This window comes from Flammeovirga pacifica (genome assembly GCF_000807855.2).
GTDB classification, from domain to species: Bacteria; Bacteroidota; Bacteroidia; order Cytophagales; family Flammeovirgaceae; genus Flammeovirga; species Flammeovirga pacifica.
The window spans coordinates 3143490-3164822 of sequence record NZ_JRYR02000001.1 but is presented as its reverse complement, the minus strand read 5'-3'; the positions used below and the strand labels follow the sequence as shown (position 1 = coordinate 3164822).

Annotated in this window: 17 protein-coding genes; 9 read left to right on the top strand and 8 right to left on the bottom strand. The window is 32.3% G+C overall.

Going from position 1 to position 21333, the window contains the following annotated elements; translation table 11 throughout:
* Positions 1–311 precede the first annotated feature (311 nt).
* The 7 genes from NH26_RS12360 to NH26_RS12330 form a co-directional block, all read right to left on the bottom strand.
* The gene (locus tag NH26_RS12360; RefSeq protein ID WP_084812165.1) at positions 312–1691 is read right to left on the bottom strand and encodes a BatD family protein; all 1380 of its coding nucleotides are present in this window, start codon (positions 1689–1691) and stop codon (positions 312–314) included.
* On the bottom strand, positions 1685–3442 hold the full coding sequence (locus NH26_RS12355; RefSeq protein ID WP_044227829.1) for a VWA domain-containing protein: 1758 nt from the start codon (positions 3440–3442) through the stop codon (positions 1685–1687). Before NH26_RS12355 ends, NH26_RS12360 begins: the two co-directional genes overlap by 7 nt.
* Positions 3439–4428, bottom strand: a complete 990-nt coding sequence (locus tag NH26_RS12350) for a VWA domain-containing protein (protein WP_044227832.1) — start codon at positions 4426–4428, stop codon at positions 3439–3441. Before NH26_RS12350 ends, NH26_RS12355 begins: the two co-directional genes overlap by 4 nt.
* Entirely contained in the window at positions 4421–4912 is a 492-nt protein-coding gene (locus NH26_RS12345) for a DUF4381 domain-containing protein (RefSeq protein WP_052432256.1), read from the bottom strand. The genes NH26_RS12350 and NH26_RS12345 overlap by 8 nt, the downstream gene beginning before the upstream one ends.
* A gap of 2 nt (positions 4913–4914) precedes the next feature.
* On the bottom strand, positions 4915–5841 hold the full coding sequence (locus NH26_RS12340) for a DUF58 domain-containing protein (RefSeq protein ID WP_044227835.1): 927 nt from the start codon (positions 5839–5841) through the stop codon (positions 4915–4917).
* Positions 5842–5851: 10 nt separating this feature from the next.
* Complete coding sequence (locus tag NH26_RS12335) at positions 5852–6823, bottom strand: AAA family ATPase (protein WP_262494279.1); 972 nt, start codon at positions 6821–6823, stop codon at positions 5852–5854.
* 360 nt (positions 6824–7183) lie between these two features.
* On the bottom strand, positions 7184–7885 hold the full coding sequence (locus NH26_RS12330; RefSeq protein WP_044227842.1) for a hypothetical protein: 702 nt from the start codon (positions 7883–7885) through the stop codon (positions 7184–7186).
* A gap of 192 nt (positions 7886–8077) precedes the next feature.
* Here NH26_RS12330 and NH26_RS12325 point away from each other — a divergent pair, with 192 nt between their 5' ends.
* The 3 genes from NH26_RS12325 to NH26_RS12320 all read left to right on the top strand — a co-directional run bounded on the left by NH26_RS12325 (position 8078) and on the right by NH26_RS12320 (position 10808).
* The gene (locus tag NH26_RS12325; RefSeq protein WP_044227845.1) at positions 8078–9553 is read left to right on the top strand and encodes an SDR family oxidoreductase; all 1476 of its coding nucleotides are present in this window, start codon (positions 8078–8080) and stop codon (positions 9551–9553) included.
* Positions 9554–10123: 570 nt separating this feature from the next.
* Positions 10124–10258 (top strand): hypothetical protein, encoded by a 135-nt coding sequence (locus NH26_RS25795; RefSeq protein ID WP_262494278.1) that lies wholly within the window; start codon positions 10124–10126, stop codon positions 10256–10258.
* 223 nt (positions 10259–10481) lie between these two features.
* Positions 10482–10808 (top strand): nucleotide pyrophosphohydrolase, encoded by a 327-nt coding sequence (locus NH26_RS12320; protein ID WP_044227885.1) that lies wholly within the window; start codon positions 10482–10484, stop codon positions 10806–10808.
* Positions 10809–10811: 3 nt separating this feature from the next.
* Here the strand turns inward: NH26_RS12320 and NH26_RS12315 are convergent, their stop codons facing one another.
* Positions 10812–11273, bottom strand: coding sequence for a hypothetical protein (locus NH26_RS12315; protein ID WP_139263036.1), 462 nt, complete (start codon positions 11271–11273; stop codon positions 10812–10814).
* 243 nt (positions 11274–11516) lie between these two features.
* Here NH26_RS12315 and NH26_RS12310 point away from each other — a divergent pair, with 243 nt between their 5' ends.
* The 6 genes from NH26_RS12310 to NH26_RS12285 form a co-directional block, all read left to right on the top strand.
* Positions 11517–13016, top strand: a complete 1500-nt coding sequence (locus NH26_RS12310) for an arylsulfatase (protein ID WP_052432257.1) — start codon at positions 11517–11519, stop codon at positions 13014–13016.
* A 221-nt stretch (positions 13017–13237) separates the two neighbouring features.
* On the top strand, positions 13238–14692 hold the full coding sequence (locus tag NH26_RS12305; protein WP_044227850.1) for a M48 family metalloprotease: 1455 nt from the start codon (positions 13238–13240) through the stop codon (positions 14690–14692).
* A 312-nt stretch (positions 14693–15004) separates the two neighbouring features.
* A complete protein-coding gene (locus tag NH26_RS12300; protein WP_044227853.1) occupies positions 15005–15484 on the top strand; it encodes a hypothetical protein in 480 nt (159 codons plus the stop codon).
* 38 nt (positions 15485–15522) lie between these two features.
* The gene (locus tag NH26_RS12295) at positions 15523–16116 is read left to right on the top strand and encodes an HdeD family acid-resistance protein (protein ID WP_044227855.1); all 594 of its coding nucleotides are present in this window, start codon (positions 15523–15525) and stop codon (positions 16114–16116) included.
* A 243-nt stretch (positions 16117–16359) separates the two neighbouring features.
* Complete coding sequence (locus NH26_RS12290; protein WP_084812163.1) at positions 16360–19818, top strand: sensor histidine kinase; 3459 nt, start codon at positions 16360–16362, stop codon at positions 19816–19818.
* 1 nt (position 19819) lies between these two features.
* On the top strand, positions 19820–21333 hold a 1514-nt coding region (locus tag NH26_RS12285; protein ID WP_139263034.1), incomplete at its 3' end, for a tetratricopeptide repeat protein.

Here is a 21333-nt window from a genome sequence, read left to right as displayed (position 1 = left end):
AGGGGTAAAGAATATGATTAGTTGTCTATATTTTCAAATAGTTTTTTGGAATTTTGGGTAAAGTTATTCGTGTTATATGAAGTAGTAATACATTCTTATAACATTCTAAATGTCGCAAAATAAAAAGTACTTTTCGTTAATCTAATTGTTAATGATTGTTTCCGATAGTTAAGAGATAAAAGGCTCTTTTTGTCTTTTGTGTTACATATATAATTAATAGTATTTTACAGTGAATTTGTAATAGAAAAAGGTGGATAATGATATACTTTATCCACCTTTTATTTTCACAGATTATACTTGTCCTCAAATGATTAAGGGTTTAAATCATCTAATTCTTTTGTTTTCTGTTCTTTCCAACTTTCTTTTTTATCTATCTTTAATAAGATTTTTCTATCCCATTTTAATTGCTTTGAGAGACGTTGTTTTAGATCATCTGAAATAATATCCTGACCATTTTTATATTTCTCTTCAGCAACTTCATCTATTAGATCACTTAATTGATTTGACATAAGACGATCAAAAAGTGTTTGCTTGTAGTTACTCACACTTTGGTTTGGAAGAATATTGATCCACATATTGAAATGCTGAAGTATGTTATCAATTTTTTTCTTCCTAATTGAAGAGAGCAAACTATCGAAAATTACACCTTCTTTATAACTAAATGTAGCTTTTTTCTTTTGAATGATATGATTGATTTTTTGATCAGGACGATAGCGGTAGATCAATAAAAGAATAATCAAACCTATTAAAATTTCTCTCCAGCTTTCAGGAACATAGTCTGTCCAACTTTTCTCTGGTGATACCTCTTTAGGTTCTTCTATCTGATTTAATTTATTGAGACTATCTTGAAGGGAAGCCAACATACTCAAGTTAGGGTTCTCTTCGACCTTAATTTGATGTTCTTTTGAATGTACCTCCTTAGATTTTTTTTGATAAGGATGATAATACTTCACATGAATACCAGGAATAGTATAGGTACCAGCTTCTTGCACCAAATAGGTGATGACCTGTCGTTGAGTTCCTGATATATATCCCTCGTTATTATTATAATTTGAATTGGTAGGTGATTCTGGGTAAATACCAGCCCAAGACAAAGAATCGAATGTTCTAATCGGAATAAGTGGTCCTAAGGTATTGCCTGCAGTGATAGTGATGGTTCTTTTCAGTACATCGCCTACTTTTACCTTTGAAAGATCTTTATTCCAAGTATCTTTTACTCTCACATTTGTAGAGACTAACCATTCCTTAGGGTTTTCTCCTAATGGAGGAGGAACAACTTTGATGGTTTTTTCCTTCGTTTTTAATGTTCTCTTTTTCCCTTTATAGTCACCAGGATCTGGTGTTTCTACTTCAAGAGTTAAAGAAGGAAAAGTATTATCTCCTGCACTAAAAGGAAAGACCCAATAAGTCTGTTGTACTCCAGCGTATTTATATTTACCAATTTGCATTGAGTTAGGGATCGCTCTACCATCCTTTACCATTAATGCATTGGGTAATTGAAAATCTTCAAAGTTTAAGCCTTTTGTAAACCAAGTAGTGGTATAGATAGACAATTTTACTTTAAAGGGTTCACCTACCATTACTTGTTTTTTATTTACAGTAGTAGTGGTAAATAATGTGGCTCTTTCTTGTGCCCAAACCGATACTCCCAACAGTAGGCACACAATTGTGATGATGTACTTTTTTACCATTTTTGATCTGTAGGTTTAGGTTTATTTTCGTCTGTGAGGTACTGATACTTAAACTTCTTTTTTAAGAACATACTCGGCTCCAGCTTTACTTGTCGTATCATACTGGCTTTGGACTGACTTTTTGATGCAGAAAACTGCATTTCTAAGAGTTCTTCCATACTTGGGTTGACCTCTTTTTCTCCCATTTCCTGAATAGTTTCAAACTCACCTTCAGCTTTTCTATCCGAGTTTTGAGCAGACTCCTGTTCGGGTTCACCTGCTTCAGGCTCATATTCTCTCCCTTGCATTGCTTTGTCTTTACCCAAATTACTTTCATCAGACATATGAATGTTGATCATTCTCATTTGTTCTTTAGCAATTTCAAGGTTCTTCTGTGCAGGTTTTAATTCAGGATCGATATTTAAGGCCATTTCAAAAGCCGTTTGAGCCGCTTCCCAATTGCCTAATTTAGCCTGAGAAACTCCTAGATTGTACATACTTTCAGCAGATACATCTTGTGAATAAGCATCAGCAGCTTTATCATATTCCCCATTCTGAGCTAAGACATAAGCTTTCTGAGATTCATCTTCGAAAAGATCTACAGCTTTTTCTGTATTCCCTTTTTCTAACTCCTTTTGTGCTTGTTGATCTCTGGTCATGAATAGATCTTTAACCGTTAGATCTTCTTTTGGTAATTGATCAATTTGATTACAGCTTCCAAAAATGAAGACAAAAGGGAGAATAATTACCCAGTTCCATTGTACTAGCAATCCTTTTCTAAACCAGAAAAGAGATAAGAATACAATGATGTAAAGAAGATAATAACCTGCATCTACCCAATCTTCTTCCGCTTTTTCGCTATCCTTAGTAAATACTAGTGATTCTTTTATTTCCTTGACATAAATTTCTATATCACTTTTATCTAAAGTAAATGGAATAAGTGATACGTTAGGAATAGCTAATGTTTTTTGTAACTGATTGGTATTTAAACTTACCGTAACAGCCTTTCCGCTTTTATCTTTCAGAAGTCGATTTCTATAAAGTGGAATATGACTTCCTTCTGGCGTTCCTAAAACTAATAAACTGTATTTATCCTCTGAATCGGCTCTTTTTGCTAAAGCTTGAGTAGCTGTAGCATCAAGATCATCGGTAATGACCCAAACAAAACTTGGAGCATCTGTTTTATCTAAAGTGATATCAGAAATTTGTAATGCGTGTTCGAGGTTACTACCTTTTAACGGCATACTGTTAGGTGATAAAGCATCTAAAGTAGAACGGAAAGTTTTAAAGTCTTTGGTTGGTGGTAGTGCTTCATGAGCAGAACCTGCAAAAACAATTAAACCCGTGTTTACTCCTTCATTGATCTCTAAATAATCTTTGATTTTCATTTTAGCTCTTTCCAGTCTGGTAGGCCCAATATCAGTGGCTAGCATAGAACGAGATAAGTCTAAAATAATCATCACCTTAGCTTCTGTTTGGTTCCCTGGCTTATCTACTCTTTGCCAAGTAGGGCCAGCAGCAGCAAATACACTTAAAGTAAGGGTCAATATCATTAAGAGCTTAGGAAACCAAGCACCTCTTTTATTCCCCTTAATTAATAATATTTTGAGTAATTGAGGGTGTATCAGTTTTTTCCAATATTCAGATTCTCTTACCGAAATCCATGTAACAATAAATAAGATTCCAATAGGAACTAAGGTCCATAAATAATCGGGACGTAGAAAATGAATGTTGGTCGAGAATCCCTCAAAAAAATCATTTATTTCTTTCATGACTCTCTACGTTTAAGTGATACAATTAGATTAACAATTATACTGATAAACTGAGTGGTTAATATTAAAGCTAAACAAGCTAAAATAGGGTAGTAGAACAGTAATCTAGTCGGACGATAACTTTCGTCTTCAAATTCGATAGGCTCTAACTCATTCAGTTGATCATATATTTTGTTGAGTTCTTCGATATTACCAGCAAAGAAATAATCTCCTCCAGTATTTTTTGCTATCATTTTTAGCGTATTATCATCTAATTCATAAGCAGCAGATTTTTTGGTTCCAATACCTACAGTGTAAATCTTAATGGAATCATCTGCGGCCATTTGAGAGGCTGTAATAGGCACTATCTCACTACCGCTATCTTGTCCATCAGTAAGTAAAATCATTACTTTTTGATCGATAGAATCTGCATCAAATACCTGAGTAGATAAAGCAATGGCATTACCAATAGTGGTTTTGTGTCCAGCCATTCCAATACCCGTTTCATTAATAGTGTGATTAATAATTTCTAAATCAGGAGTAAAAGGCATTGCAAATACATCACTTCCAAATAACATCAGACCAATGCGATCACCTTCTCTTTTCTGAATAAAATCATGCAATACACCTTGTACAGCTTCCCAGCGACTCATTCTTTCTCCTTCAGGGTTAATCCAATCTCGGGTTTCCATACTCATAGAAATATCAGCAGCGATTAATAAATTTCTAGCTTCTTTTACTTTTTTGGCTGGTTCTCCTATGTATTGTGGATTAGAAAGAGCGATAACAATCAAACACCAACCAATAAAGTTGGTCAGATATTGAAACCACCTTCTTTTTAATATCGTGGCACTTTTCTGAGGCTTCAAACGAGTAGCTTCAGTTAATTCTTCGAATTTTGGATAATACAATGCTTCCTTTTTCTGCTTATAGGCAGGGTAAAGCCACCACATTAATAGGGGCAATGGAAGCAAAGCAAACATCCAAGGATAAGCTATTTCATACATGATTTTTAATCCATTTTTTTGCCGTTTCCGCCAAAGATTCAACATTATTTATCTGCTCATGTTTCATGTATGGAGCATTAATTATCAGTTCTGTATCCTGAGGAGTAAACTGAGTCTTAGAGTGGTTATTCAAGAACTTTACCCAATCATTACCTTGTAGCGAAGCCACTTCATTTCTTGAGTAAGTGGTTAATGCCACTCTTTTTAATATTTGATTGATGAAATATACTTTTTGATTATTGGTTTCTTCTTTAGCTAACATTTCATCTATTTGATGTGATGCGGTACGTCTATATGTATTTTTTAAAAACGTGATATAGAATCTGATTAGTAGTACCAATATTCCCACCAACAAAATTCCTCCAATGATCCACCAACCAATACCTTGAGGGGTCATATCCACTTTTTCAGGTGGAATAAAGTCCAACACCTGTTGTGCAAGTTGAGTTGAATCGGAAACCGTATTTAAGTCTTGTGTCAACATTTCTATTGGTCTTTTAGAAGGTTTCTCACTTGAGTACTCCCTTTTTCTTTAGTATTGAAAGAAAGTAAAGGGATACCGTATTCAGAAAATTGATCTATCAATAGTTCTTTATCAGCTTCAAAAGCTTTTTTCTGAAGTTTCCTCTCTTTTTTCATAGAGTTTGAAATAGAAACTTGTTTTTCACTATTTGAAAGTGATAAAGTAGTCATAGGTAGATCTTTTTCCCATTCATCTTCTATATGAAAAACCATTACATCATTATGCCTTTTTAGATTAAAGATATGATGTAAACTAGTGTCGGATAGTCCTCTGAGATCAGAAATAATAATGATTAAGTAATCGTGATTAACACTCGATCTAATTTTCTGAAAAACACTTTCGAAAAGCTTAGTTTTTGATAATGGAGGATGATGGGCATCGAGTTGCTGATTGTATACTTCAATAGTCTTCAGCATTTGTAAAATGGCCGTAGTACTTCTTTGAGGACGTATTTGTTGGTATTCTTTATCATTAAATATAAAAGCACCCACACGGTCTCCAACTTCTACTGTGCGCCATGCACCTAAAGCAGCTAAATGTGCGCTTAGTGTAGATTTTAAGTACTGCTGTGTTCCAAAATACATGGATGAAGATTGATCTACCACCAATAAAACAGGTCTTTCTCTTTCTTCAGAAAATACTTTAGTATGTGTTTTCTGAGTTCGAGCAGTGACTTTCCAATCAATATTTCGGATGTCATCTCCTGCGACATAAGCACGAACTTCTTTAAAATCTAAACCACGTCCTCTCATAGCAGATTTGTGTCTACCAGCAAGAAGTGATTGGACTTTATATTTAGGTAAAAAACTAAACCCAGAAGCTTCGAATTGTAGTCCATGTAACTCTTTTAGGGTAACATGGCCTTTTGGTTGGTTTTCTTTCTTTTCCATGTCAATAGAATTAAGCGACTGCTACTTTACTCAATAACTCATCAATAATTTGTTCTTTAGTAATTCCTAAAGCATTGGCCTCGAAACTACTTACAATTCTATGACGGAAAACATCTTTGATAACTATTTGAATATCTTCTGGTTTTACAAAATCTCTTTCGTTTAACCATGCTTGCACTCTAGCTACTTTATCTAATGCAATAGTAGCACGAGGAGAACATCCAACGTCAATCCATTTGGCTAAATCTTCACTATATTTTTCTGGTGTTCTAGTCGCATACACTAAAGCAACAATGTATTTTTCAATAGCTTCGGAAACATGTACTTCTTGCACTTCTTCTCTTGCCTGAAAAATAATGTCTTTAGGAAGCTTTTCTACTTCTTTTTTTACTTTTTCTGCAGTAGATTTTTCTTCTGAACGTACTAAACGTAACACTTCTAATTCTGCATCTATCGAAGGGTAATTGACAATAACATGCATAAGAAAACGGTCCATTTGTGCTTCAGGAAGAGGGTATGTTCCTTCTTGCTCTATCGGGTTTTGAGTAGCCATTACAAAAAACGGAGAAGGAAGTTCGTACGTTGTTCCCGCAACGGTAACCTGACGTTCTTGCATTGCTTCTAATAAAGCAGATTGTACTTTTGCAGGTGCACGGTTAATTTCATCAGCTAAAATCAAATTATTGAAAATAGGTCCTTTTTGAAAGACAAAATTTTCTTCTCCTTGATTCTGATAAATTTCTGTACCTGTAATGTCTGAAGGTAATAAATCGGGAGTAAATTGAACTCTACTTAACCCTAAATCCATATTTTTCGCCAAAGCATTAATTGCTCTAGTTTTAGCCAAACCAGGTAAGCCTTCCAATAATAGGTTGCCATCTGATATTAGACACGAAATAATTCGGTTGATTACCTGTTCCTGACCTATAATAGACTTTGCCATTAGGTCTTGTAGTTTTTGTATTGAGGTTAATGCTGACACGGTAGTATTATATTAATATTGTTTGAACTTAAACAAAATAACGAATATTTTTATTTGAGAGATAAGATCATTAAGAAATATTTATTCTATTTTGATTTAGAATAATCTGATACATTTTCAGATGAACTTCTTAAATAATCATTTTCTCAAATCTCTTGTTTTTGAGCCATTATTTTATCCGTAATTTACTCATTTGATATAGATTAGGTAAATTACCTAACCTAATTTTAAGAAATAGTTGGATTATAAATTTAAAGATTAAGATATTAATTCATATAAACATTTAAGTATATTTTTTGATGTTTTAAGTTGATTTTCTTTTTCGTATTCTATTTTTTACTCTATTATTAATAGAGTGGGCTAGAAAATAAATTTAACTCCAGAATAAATAAGATATTCATTATTATATAAGTCATACTCTGGTTCACAGAAGATATAAGTAGTAAACATAGGTGTCCTCATAGTATGTCCTATACCAATACCTACAGGAATTTCATGTACACCTGTTTGTGTATTGAAAAGCATTCTTGGATGGGTTCTTATTTCCCAGTTTCCATTTTGTGTAAATTTATAATAGGCACCATATTGAGCTTCTATTGTACCATTAGATTGATAAGTGAATAATTCAACAAATTTCCATTTGTCGTTCATTTGTACCCCAACAAAATTTACCCCTATTGCATTTCCATTGACTTTTGAATTAGAAACTACAACACCAAAACCTGTTTGTACTTTCCATTCATCATTGTTTTTAGCTAAATCAAATATTCTTGAGACCATAAAACTTGATGAGCCATAATAAACATTGTCATCATAAGGTTTTGTATAATCTACAGCGGCTCTAATAAACCATTTGTTTGTAGTATAATTTACAATGTTTTGTAATTCTACCTTATTCGGTTTAAAACGGCCAATCTGATAGAAATTGAGTCCTTTTGATAAAGGATTACTGGCATCTACTTGTTCCTCAGGAGGTGTAATAGCAATAGAATCTTCTTGTGCATAAGAAAATAGCACACAAATTAATGACAGGATACTAGTGATTAAGAATTTTTTGTACATGGTATGATTAGTTTTTTGTATATGTACAAATGTAAAATCATATTGTTTGATATTAAACAATATATGGTTATGAGTTATAACATTTAGTTATATCAAGATGTAATTATACTTATAAGGAATAATGGGAAGGGGACTTAACATTTTTGATGGTTTTATTGTTCATTGTATAAGACTAAATTTTATGCACCGATTATGAAGATATTACTCACTGGTTCTACAGGTTACATAGGAAGGAGATTATTACCACTTTTAGTGAAACAAGGTCATCATGTGATATGCCTTTGTAGAGATCCTCGACGTTTTGACTATGAAGATTTTGATAATAGTTTTATGAAAAACGTTACAGTGGTAAAAGGAGACCTATTGGATGAAACATCCCTGAAAGATCTACCCTTAGATTTTGATGTAGCCTATTACTTGGTACATTCTATGAGTAATTCCTTTGATGATTTTGAAAAACTAGAAAAAAAATCAGCTACTAATTTTAAAAATTATGTTTCTCGGTCGCAATGCCAACAAATGATTTATTTGGGTGGAATAGTCAATGCCCAAAAACTTTCAAGGCATTTAGGTTCTAGATTAAAGGTGGAAGAAATTTTAGGAAGCGGACCAGTACCATTAACTGTATTAAGAGCAGCGATAATAATAGGATCAGGAAGTGCATCTTTTGAGATTATCAGAGATTTAGTAGAGAAATTACCTGTGATGATTGCTCCTAAATGGTTAAAAACAAAATGCCAACCTATTAGTATTCGGAATGTGATGGATTACCTAACAGGGGTAATATTAAAAGAAGAGACATATAATAGAGTATTTGATATAGGAGGAAAATGTATCTTAAATTATAAAGAGATGTTACTACGGTTTTCAAAGGTTAGAAAACTGAACCGTAAGATATTGGTCGTTCCTGTATTTACACCCAACTTATCATCTTATTGGTTATACTTTGTAACATCGACTACTTACACTTTAGCGAGAAGCTTGGTAGAAAGTATGGATAATGAAGTGATTTGCGAAAACGGGAATATCCAAGAGATAGTTCCAGTTAAATTATATAGTTATGAAGAAGCACTAGAAATGGCTTTTCAACGTATTGAGCAAAATGCAGTTGTTTCTAGTTGGAAAGAGTCGATTATTGGTCCGATAAGAGAAGATTTCCTAGATTTAATACAAGTACCAAAATATGGTTGCCTTACCGATAAACGAAAATTTGAATTTAAGCGCCCTGACGAAGAAATTTTGGATAATATTTGGTCAATTGGTGGTGATCGAGGTTGGTATTATGGAACATGGCTCTGGAGGATACGGGGTATCATGGATAAATTTGTAGGTGGTGTTGGTCTAAGAAGAGGTAGAAGAAGTCCTACCGAGTTAAAAACAGGAGAGTCTCTAGATTTTTGGAGAGTGATTTTAGCCGATAAAAAACATAAACGACTTTTACTTTTTGCTGAAATGAAACTTCCTGGTGAAGCTTGGTTGGAGTTTAAGATAAAAGAAAAAGATGGTAAGAAGTGGTTGGAGCAAAATGCTACATTTAGACCATTAGGTATTTGGGGAAGAATGTATTGGTATGCAGTTTATCCATTTCATGGTTTCGTTTTTCCGGGCATGGCAAAGAACATTATAGCCTATAATGATGATGATTTGTACTCCAAAAATGCCTCTTGAAAAATAATTAAAACATTAACAATTAATTAATATAACTAATTCATTAGAAGTGTATTGATGAACACTTACATCATAGGTAAGTGTGATTTAAATACACTTCTATTTTTATTTATGGTTTTTAGGTATTTAAACAGAATAAAATACAATAAAGTGTTGAATTGAGTGTTTATAATATTTTGTTCATATAGCTTTTAATTGTATAAATGCCCTATAATAAGTCGAAACTTTATCTCACCTTTGTCGTGTAATAAAATAGAAAACAAAACAAAAACATTAAAATTTAAAAGACATGAAAAATCAAAATAATATCATCACAGTAACAGCAACAGGTTACCCAGTAATTGTAAAAACAAACAAGTAATTAATTTATAACAATAAAAATTTAAAAAGACATGAAAAATCAAAATAGCATCATCACAGTAACAGCAACAGGTTACCCAGTAATTGTAAAAACAAATAAGTAATTCAAACATTAAAATTTAAAAATTATGAAATCAAGACAAAACACAATCATAACGCATACAGCGACAGGTTATCCAATCATTATTAAAACAAACAAATAATAAAATTATGAAAACAATTAAAGGAAAAATTCTCACAGTAACGGCAACAGGTTTCCCAGTTTTAGTACCAGTTTGTGAGTCAAAAACAACAAAGAAAACTGAAGTAAAAGAGTTAAAAGGTAATGTAAAGCAATCTGCTTAAACATTACTTTAAATAGTAAGAAGGTCGATAAAGACCAATGATGTGATGCCCTTAAGGGCTTTTTTTATGCCCAATTTTTTCTGATCATCTCCCATATATTAACTAATCTCTAGTATTTAAGTGCTCTCTCAACAAAAGAAATTCTAAAAATATAATTCGTTTTTCTTAGTTCTTCATTTTCTAAAATATTATGTTTGATCCATTAATTTTAATCCAATTGATTATGACTTTAGAAGAAGTACAAAAAGTAGTAGATGAGTGGATCAACACCACTGGTGTAAGGTATTTTAATGAGCTGACTAATACTGCTATTCTTATGGAAGAAGTGGGTGAAGTAGCTCGAATTATGTCTAGAAAATATGGTGAACAATCTTTTAAAAAATCTGATGAAGATGTTGACCTTGCCGATGAAATGGCTGATGTGATGTTTGTTTTAGTATGTTTAGCCAATCAAACAGGCATAGATTTGACTGAAGCATTAAAGAAAAACTTAGAGAAAAAGTCAATTCGTGATGCTGACAGACATAAAAACAACGAAAAATTAAAGTAAAGTTTAATTATCCTCTGGTAAACAAGGGAAATCGGGAAGGTTTAAATCTATTGGCTCGAAATCTTCTACCCTAATAGTAGGTACAAAACCTGAAGCCCCATTAAGTTCTCCACAAAAAGTAGTATCAGCTACATTATCCACTTTATTTAAAAAGTAATTATCATTAAGAAACAAGTGAATCTCTTTATCGCTATTTTCTGACCATCCACCTCTATAGTAATAATAGGTAGTGTAAAGTAATTCAGATGTATTCGATAAAGAATAGGTTTCTTGATATAAATAATTGGTATAGGAAGAATCACGATATAAAATTATCTCGCTTTGTTCTATAATTCTTTGATTTGAGAATTCTTCATCAATAGTTTCTTTACTTCTGAGAGTATGACTAATGTTTGTCGGTATATTATCATCATTATTACATGACAAACAAAGAAGGAAACATGATAGTAAATATAATCTGTACATCTTAATTTCTATGTGATAGAGCATTGAAGTTAAGGTGTATTTTTTTTACATCAAATCGATATGAGTATTTAATACCCCTAGTGATATCATTCCTTTTTCCACCCAATACGTGCATAGGTAATTTACTTAAACTTTTCAATTAGGTTTTCTACTCACTTATAGGAGAGGTCAATACTGCACCTTTGTAATGTGATCAATGATCAAAAACAAAAAAGATTATCTCATTCACTAATAGAAAACAAAATGAAACATTTTATTTTATTTATTCTTGTTACCCTTTTTGCTAATCAATTAATAGCTCAAAAGAAAAAGAAAGGAAGTAATGAAAAGCCTAATATCTTAGTCATTTTTGGTGATGATATAGGGATGTTTAATATAAGTGCTTACAACGATGGTATGATGGGGTACAGAACGCCAAACATCGATAGAATAGCTAACTCAGGAATTCGTTTTACTGATAGTTATGCACAAAATAGTTGTACAGCAGGTCGCTCAGTTTTTATAACAGGCCAAAGTGCAAAAAGAACAGGTCTTTCTAAAGTGGGTCTACCTGGCGATGATTTAGGATTACAAAAAGAAGATCCAACAATTGCAGAAATTCTTAAAACAAAAGGTTATACAACGGGTCAATTTGGTAAAAATCACCTGGGTGATAAAGATGAATTCTTACCAACCAACCATGGTTTTGATGAATTCTTTGGTAATCTATACCACTTAAATGCGGAAGAGGAACCAGAACATCCAGATTATCCAACAGATCCAAATTTTAAAGAAAGATTTGGCCCAAGAGGCGTGATTCATGCCTATGCTGATGGTCGTATTTCTGATACAGGTCCATTAACAAAGAAAAGAATGGAAACTGTAGATAGAGAATTCTTAGCCGCATCTATAGATTTTATCGATAAAGCTCATAATGATGATGAACCTTTCTTTGTGTGGTTTAATTCTACAAGAATGCACGTAGTGACTCACCTTACAGAAGAGGCTGAAGGTAAAACTGGTCAAGGTGTATATGCAGACGGTATGGTAGAGCATGACGGGCACGTTGGTCAGTTACTAAACAAATTAGATGAATTGGGAATTACTGAAAATACCATTGTAGTATATACTACTGATAATGGAGCGGAGGTATTATCATGGCCTGATGGTGGTATGATTCCTTTCAGAGGGGAGAAGAATACTACTTGGGAAGGTGGTTTCAGAGTACCAATGATGGTGAGCTGGCCAAGTAAAATTGCTCCTCATCAAGTATCTAATGAGATTATCTCTTTAGAAGACTGGATGCCAACCTTAGTGGCAGCAGCAGGTGAAGACCAATTAAAAGAGCAGTTATTAACTGGCTACAAAGCTGATGATATGACTTACAAAGTACACTTAGATGGTTACAACTTCATGCCTTATTTCTTAGGCCAAGAAGAAAAAGGACCACGAGAAGAATTCTTCTACTTTACAGATGGAGGTGATTTATCTGCAGTAAGAATTGGTGATTGGAAGTTTATGTTCTCCATCCAAGAACACGAAGGGTTGGATGTATGGATTAAACCTTTCACTAAGTTGAGAGCACCAATTATCATCAACCTTAGAAGAGATCCTTTTGAAAGAGCAATTGATGAGTCTGGTTACACAGATTTCTTTATCGAACATATGTTCTTGATGGCTCCAACAGTAGAAACTGTTAAAGAGTTTATGGGAACCTTCAAGGAGTTCCCTCCAAGACAATCGGCAGCGTCATGGGTAGAGTAAATAAATAGATTTTTCGTATTGAGAGGAGCGTCAGAAATGGCGTTCCTTTTTTTGTTAGAATATTGTCAAGAGATAATTCATGAGGTAGTAAAACAGTACGTAATTTACCTAATCCTTTCAATTAGGTTTTCTACTCACATATACCTTTATGTAAACCTTCATATTTGTAATGTAATCAAAAGGAAAGATTATTTATTCATCAACTCTTTAGAATATATACCATGAAAACAATTGCTTTACTACTACAAATAATTTTTGTCTTTCAATTTTCAAGTTTGATCGCTCAAAATATTGAACTCGATAAAACTTTAGGATTGGAATATGCAAATCAAGTAGCTCAAGAAATGGGGGTGTATCAAGATGAAGAAATGACAGAATATATCAATTGTGTTGGACAACAACTTGTAAGTCAGTTAGAAGATAAACAGTTTAATTATCAATTTAGAATTGTACCTCAAGTAGAACCTAATGCTTTTGCATTGCCAGGAGGATATGTATTTATCACTACAGGTTTGTTAAGTATTATTCAATCGGAAGATGAGTTAGCAGGGATATTAGCTCATGAAATTATTCATGCACATAATCGGCACTCCATCTCGCAAATGAAAAAAGGAATTTTACCTAAATTACTTGAGTTACCAGGAGAATTAATTGGTATAATTAGTAAAGATCTAGGAGATATTTTTAATGCTCCAATAAAAGCATCCAATGCCTTATATCTAGCCTCATACGGTAGGAAGAAGGAAACAGAGGCAGATTTAGAAGGTATGGATTTAGCAGCAAGAGCAGGTTATAACCCAGTAGCACTAAAAGCTATTTTACATAGAATGACTGATGTTATTGAATTAGTAACAGGGGAAGAAGAAAAGAAAAGTTATTTCAGCGACCATCCCTATACTCCTAAAAGAGAAAGTGATATAGAAACGAAAGCTTCTTTTATGATTCATGGGTCGACTGCCAATAAAAAAGAACAGTATCATCAGGCAATAGATGGAGTATTATTTGGAAATAGTGTAACACAAGGTGTTTTCGAAGGATCTGAATTCATGCATCCAGAATTGTCAATTAAGGTGAAATTTCCAGATAAATGGTTATTGATTAATCAACCTGAATATTTTGGTGGATATAGTCAAGATTCTAGAAAGGGAGTGGTCATTTCTATAGAAGAAGAAACAGAAGTGATGGAGGCTTCAAAGAAATTTATAGAAAAACTATCGGATAAGGAAAAGGGACATATTTCTAGTAAAGGATTTTTTCCACATCGTGAAGAGAATGGATACAGAATATCTTTTGCAGTCAAAAGTAAAGCCCAGGAGAACTATGCCAATATAGGCTGGGTAAAAGCCAATGGGAGGGTATATAGAATTAGTAACTTTTCAGATGATTCATCGCTGAAAATATTCGAAAGAGTATCTGTATCTTTAATTGCGTTAGGTGATAATGACGGAGAAAGGATTCATACTCAGAAAGTAGCCATAGTAAAGGTAAAAGCAGGGGAAACATTAAAGTATTTATGTAAAAGGAATAACAATGTGGCTTCACTTAAACTTATTGAAGTCTTGAACGACTTGAAAGCTGATGACCATTTGAAAGAAGGACAAGGAATTAAAATTGTGAAAAAGTATGCTTACACTTCTGAGGTAAAGATACATCACGATGTAAAAATAACAGAGTAATATAAATACCGTATAGCGGAGTTTTATGAAAATAGTGACACTTATAATTCTATTACTTGCTATGCTTTTGATAAAAGAGCTAAAGCAGGTAAAAGAGAGTAACCCAGAAACTATTGAAGTAGTAATATATTAGGGTAAAGAAGAGTATTTTATACTCAATGAAAGGGAGGGCACTTTGTGACCTCTTTTTTTGATGGTGACCTAGGTAAAATACCTAAAATCAAGGATTAGGTAACACTGCAATATAGATTTAAGCCACATAATGCACCTTTGTAATGTAAGAAAAAAACATCTCTTTTAATTGAAACTATTATGAAAACATTGAATAATACATCGCTCTCTTATCCATTAAGTTTAATGGAAGCAAAAAAAGAAATTTCTTCAAAGATTGATGATTTCTTATTGGAAAATGAAATCACACTGGCAGAAAAAATTAAAGAACTAGAATCTGAAAGTATTTATGCTTTAGGTCAGACCGCTGTAAGAGAGGAGCAAAGTTTTGATGAAGTCACTAAAAAGGTAGATATCATATTTAATAATATGAGATATAAAGTAATGGCCAAGATAATGAGTGATGGGGATCTTTCTGAGGCTCAAAAAGAAATCAAATTGCAAGAATCACTTTTAGATATTTATCAATTACAAAACAGTGTGGAAGAAATGATCTTAAGAATCTCTATTCATTTAGAAGATATGAATAATGATACAAGGTCTCTATTAAAAAGAACTTCAGATGTAGGTGAAGAATTTGTTTCAAACATTACAACGCTTACCTCATCAATATTTAAATAAAAATAAAAATTTAATACATCTCTCAAAAAACAAAAGTTATGGAAAATCAAGTAAGAAACTCGTTGCAAAAATCATTTAAACACTGGTGGTTATTATTAGTATCTGGTTTTGTATTAGTGGCTGCAGGCGTATTTACTTTTACATACCCTATTGAAAGTTACATAGCACTATCTGTGTTCTTTAGTATCACTTTTATTTTTACAGGTTTATCAGATATCATATTTTCATTCATGAATAGAAAAACTATAAGTGGATGGGGTTGGTCTATATTCTGGGGTTTTATCAATTTATTCCTAGGTATATTCTTGATTAAAAACCCATCCATCTCAATGGCGACATTACCTATGTATGTTGGTTTTACTTTTATGATAAGGGCGATTGGGGCCATGACTTTCTCAGAAGTATTAAATGGCTTTGGAGTAATAACAAGAGGTCCACTCTTTTATTTAGGAGCTATTGGTTTGATCCTTTCTATGATATTAATATGGAATCCAGTTTGGGCAGGTTTTACCATTATCTCATTAACAGGAGCGGTATTTATCTTCTTGGGTATCTATCAAATAGCGATCTCCTTGAAACTTAAAAAGGCTAGAAAAATATTAAAAGAACAAGTAGATTTGGAATTAGTCTAAAACAATAATAGGCGATCTAGAGATAGATTGCCTATTCATTTTAATTGCAAATAGTATATTTTACAGTATTTCTAGTTTCATTTTTTGAAAGTGTAAGTATCAAATACGATATCTTCTATTGAAGAAATAAATACAAATAGATATGGTTGCCTGATACATCCCTTAGAGATATATCTTGCAACCTTCATCTTATTCCTATAAAATCTGCTATCTTAGTTCTAGTTTCTGATTTCTAGTATTACTATGCAAACACGCCATTTTTTATATCATTTCTTCTTCTTAATAAATGCTCTTTTTATAAGTAACAACTCTTTTTCACAAGAGTTGAACCCATTTATACCTATTAATGAATATGAGATAAAAACATGGACTCAAATTCAAGATACTCCTATTGATAGAGTTTTTTCTATTGCACAAGATACTAGTGGCTATTTATGGATAGGTTCTGATAGAGGTTTATTAAAGTTTGATGGAGCAACAGTAAAAGTTATTAACCTTAGTACAGATCCAATTATAGAAACTGAGTCAATAAAATTGGTTGAGATTGATGCCAATAATCAGTTGTGGTTTGCTACAAATAGAGGTTTATTTTATTTAAAAGATGATGAGATAGTTCAAGTATATGATGAAAATGGAGGAAAACTAAAAAGAGTAAATAACATGTTTTCTGATAAAAATGGGGGAATATGGTTTGCTTGTAATCGGTCAATTTTCTCTCTAAAAAATGGCAAATTAATAAAGTACAAATACCCTAATAAGGCATTGTTCCGAATTTTCCCAAGTGATGAGGAAGGTAAATTATTGATACTTCATACCTATGTAAAAAAACAACATTCAATTATTTATAAATGGAATAGTGTAACAAATGAAACCGAATTAATGACCAAAAAGCCTATTGATATGATGGCTTATACAGTGAAAGAGCATAATGGAGAATTACTCATAGGAGGGCAATGGGGAGAATTATGTCGTTATAATTCAATTTCAGGAAAGCTGATTTACTGGTTAGGTAAGAATAAATCTAAACAAGTGATACGCAAAATTTTAGTACAAAAGAATGGAGCTATCTGGGCAGGAGGTGAAGGTTTACATAGAGTGTATAACAATAAGGTTGAAACGATTTATGATAAAGACGGACTCACTTATCATAAAATGTTGACTATCTTTTTAGATAGAGATGGTAATTTATGGGCAGGGGCTACAGCGGGTTTAAATTACCTATCAAATACTCCTTTTTTAGAATTACCCAAATCAAAAGAAGCCATTAATGCTAGTTTTTGTGAGCCAGTAATAATTGATGATCAGATTGTGTTTGGATCTGAAGCAAATGGTGTTTTCACGTTCAATGGAAAAGAAATTGTCAAATTGAAATCAGAAAATTTCATTGGAGAAGAGATATACAAGACCGCTAAATCAAATTCAGGAAACTTACTCTTGTCTACCAATAAAGGTGGCTTTGAAGTGAAGATAGAGAATGATCAATTAAAACTGATAAAAAGAATATGTTCTACTGAAACAATGGATCTATTCCAGTTATCTGATGGAGAATATATCATCAATAATAGAAAGGGCTTTTATATCACTAAAAAAGATTCCTTGATAAAACTAAAACCACCTTTTTATCATATTGAGAATCTGTCTAAGACTTTAGGAAAAGATTGGCTAACAACAAGTTTAGGGGTGTATATTGTAGAAGGTGATACCCTAAGACCATTTAATAAGCATTCATCTTTAACTAAATATATTGTGGATGTCTCTATAGATAATGACTCTAGTTTATGGGTAGGGACTTATGGATCAGGGTTATTACAAATCAAAAATGAAAACGAGGTAATTCATTATGACACAAGGACAAATTTACCTGCAAATCAGTCTATGATGATTGCCATGTCTAAACCTCAAGGGAAATGGTTTTTTGTTACTCACAAAAGACAGCCTTATATGCAAGAAATTATACCAGTGATGAAAAATGGAAAGCAGGTAATGAACTTGGGGAAAAAGTTTAAATGGAATTTTGCAGAAGGAGCATTTCATGAGATTGGATACAATCCTTATTTTATAAAACTTCACTCCCAACTATACCTTTTGGCAAAAGAAAATTTATACGAGTTTAGACCTAAAAAAGTGTATTATTCATCACCAAAAGTAGTACTACAAGAAGTAGTGACGAATGGCAAGAAAATGGATAGCTTTCCATCTACTTATAAAGCTGACTCAAAACAAATAGAGTTTCATTTGTCTACTCTTGATTTTACTCAACATGGGAATCTTAATTATGAATATAAAATTGAGGGATATGATAACGATTGGTTGAGTATGGGAAACAGAGCAGTGGCTTATTATAACAATCTTCCTGCTGGGAAATATACTTTTTATGCTAGATTAAAAAATTCCGATAACTCCTATACGTACCTTCAAAAATCTTATTCTTTTGTGAAAGAGGAGTATTGGTACAAAACCCTAACAGCTAAAATTACTTACATCTTAATTTTCTTATTTGTTGTATTTGTCATATTTCAATGGAGAGTAAAAGTAATAAAGTTGCAGCGTGAAAATCTTCAAATTAAGGTAGATGAGCGTACGCAAGAACTTAAATTCTTAAATGATAATTTAGAAGAATTAGTAGAGAATAGAACACAAGAAATCTCTCATCTGAATCATGATTTAATGAAAAGTAAAGAAAGGTTGAATTATGCCTTAGAAGCGACAAAAGATGGTATTTGGGATTATAATATTATAAATGATGAACTGATACTAAGTGATGCATCAGCTCACTTATTAGGATATGAGTTGAAAGATTGTGATAGAAAAACAGGTATATTACCCTTTGTTTATCCTGATGATAGGTCACTTTGGATAACAACTTATGAGGAACTAAGAAAACAGAAGTTAATAGATGAAATAGAAGATCAAGAATTCAGGTTCTATCATAAAAATGGAAATATTGTATGGATTCTTGTAAAGAGTAAAATTGTAGAAAGAGACCATTATGGAGACCCTCAACGTGTAGTAGGAACTTACATTGATGTAACGGAAAAAAAGCGTAAAACACAAGAAATTCTTGAAGCGATTATCCTTACAGAGGATAATGAAAGACAACGTATTTCAAAAGATATTCATGATGGATTACAACAAACATTGACCATATCATCCTTGAATTTTCAATCTTTCAAAAAGAAATTAGATAATATACCACCTGAAATACTTGAAAAGTTTAATACAGGTTGGGATTATCTTCAGAAGTCTATCGTAGAAAGTAGAACAGTAGCTCATACTCTAATGCCAAAGGCTATTGTTGACTTTGGGATTATTTCAGCTTTTGATAGTCTAATCACAGAAGTAGATAAAAGTACTGAAGAAATGGAATTTAATTTCTTCCATAATTTCGACGATCATTTAATTGAAAACTATCAAATAAAAATCACTCTATATAGAATTCTTCAAGAAGGAATCAATAATATTTTTAAGTATTCGAAGGCTTCAAAAGTAGATATTCAATTAAAAAATTATGATGATATCTATATGCTCACTATTGAAGATAATGGTGTTGGGTTTGATGCTATTAATGTAATAAAAAAGAATTCTGGGTTGGGTTTTAAGGGAATGAAAAATAGACTGGATGCTATTGGAGGTTTCTTAGAAATAGAAAGTAGAGAAGGGAGAGGTACTACTTTATTAATTGAGATCAATAAAAACTTTTAGTATGTGTAATAGAAGAAACTATATCTACCTAAGTATTTTACTACTATTGATTTCTGAAGTTGCTATCTGTCAAACAAAATCAGATTCTTTATGGAATGTTTGGACAAATACTAATTTAGAAGATACAACTCGGTTAGAAGCACTCCTTAAGCAAAGTAAAGAAATAGTAAAGTCAAATACAGATAGTGCATTTGCCCTTGCAAACATAGGCTTACAATATGCAGAGGAGAAAAACTTATTGAAATATCAATCAGAAAATTTAATAATTAGAGGGAAGACTCAATATAGAAAAGGAAAGTACGAAGAAGCCGAAATCACTTTTAAAAAATCCTTGAATATAGCTAGAGAAGTGGCGGATAGTTTATTAGTTTCCAGGTCAATTCATGGGATTGGATCTACTTATTATGCAAGAGGAGATTATGAAACTACATTAAATTATTACAATAAAAGTTTTGCAATTGCATCAACTTTAAATGATAAAATCCTGATGGCGGGAGCATTGAATAATATTGGTATTATTAATATTTTTCAAAAAAATTATGAGGAGGCAGAGAAAAATTTAACCCGATGTCATCAATTATATACGGAAGCGGGAAGTCCGAAAAGTGCTCCTCTGACAAATTTGGCAGTCATTAAATCTCGTCAAGGAGATTTAAGTGCATCAGTAGAGCTTCAATTTAAAGCTTTAAAAATCAATGAGGAAGCAGGCAATGAATATTCTATGGCTTATACTTATTTGAGTATTTCTAATTCTTACTTTCAGTTAAAGGATTATGATAACTACATAAAATATACGGACAAAAGTTATCAGATAAGAAAGAGGCTAGGTGATAAAGCGGGAATATTAAAGTGTCTAACCAATTTTGGAATAGCCTATGATTACAAAAAAGAATATGATAAAGCACTTCAATATTTTGAGGAAGCATTAGCTATAGCAAGAGAATTAAATCGTAAACATAATATTGGGACTTTACTGAATAGTATAGCTTTAATTCATATCAGAAATGATCAATTAGAAGGAGTCTACAATAGCTTAAACGATGCTTTAGCAATCAATAAAACACTTGATGATAAAAAAGGTATTGCTAAAAGCTATCGTTATTTAGGTCTTTATTATAAACAAAAAGGAAGCTACGATAAAGCAATTTTTTATTTGAAAAAAGCCTTAGCAAGAGCTGAAGGCCTTGAAATTGAGCAAACACAAAATATTTCAAAAGACTTATATGATATTTATGTAATACTAGGGAATAGTAAGCAGGCCTTGGTAAGTTACGAGCATTTTGTGACAGCAAGAGACAGTATACTTAATTTAGAAAGTCAACAAGTAGTTTTACATCAACAGTACCAATACGAAAATGAAAAACGAGCTTTGTCGGACAGCCTCAATTATGCCAGCCAAAAGCTAATTCAACAAGAAAAACTCGTTCAATCAAAAAATCAAAGAACTGCATTAATTATCATACTAGGTTTAGTAACACTATTTACAATTTTCGCCATCAATAGAGTTCGATTAAC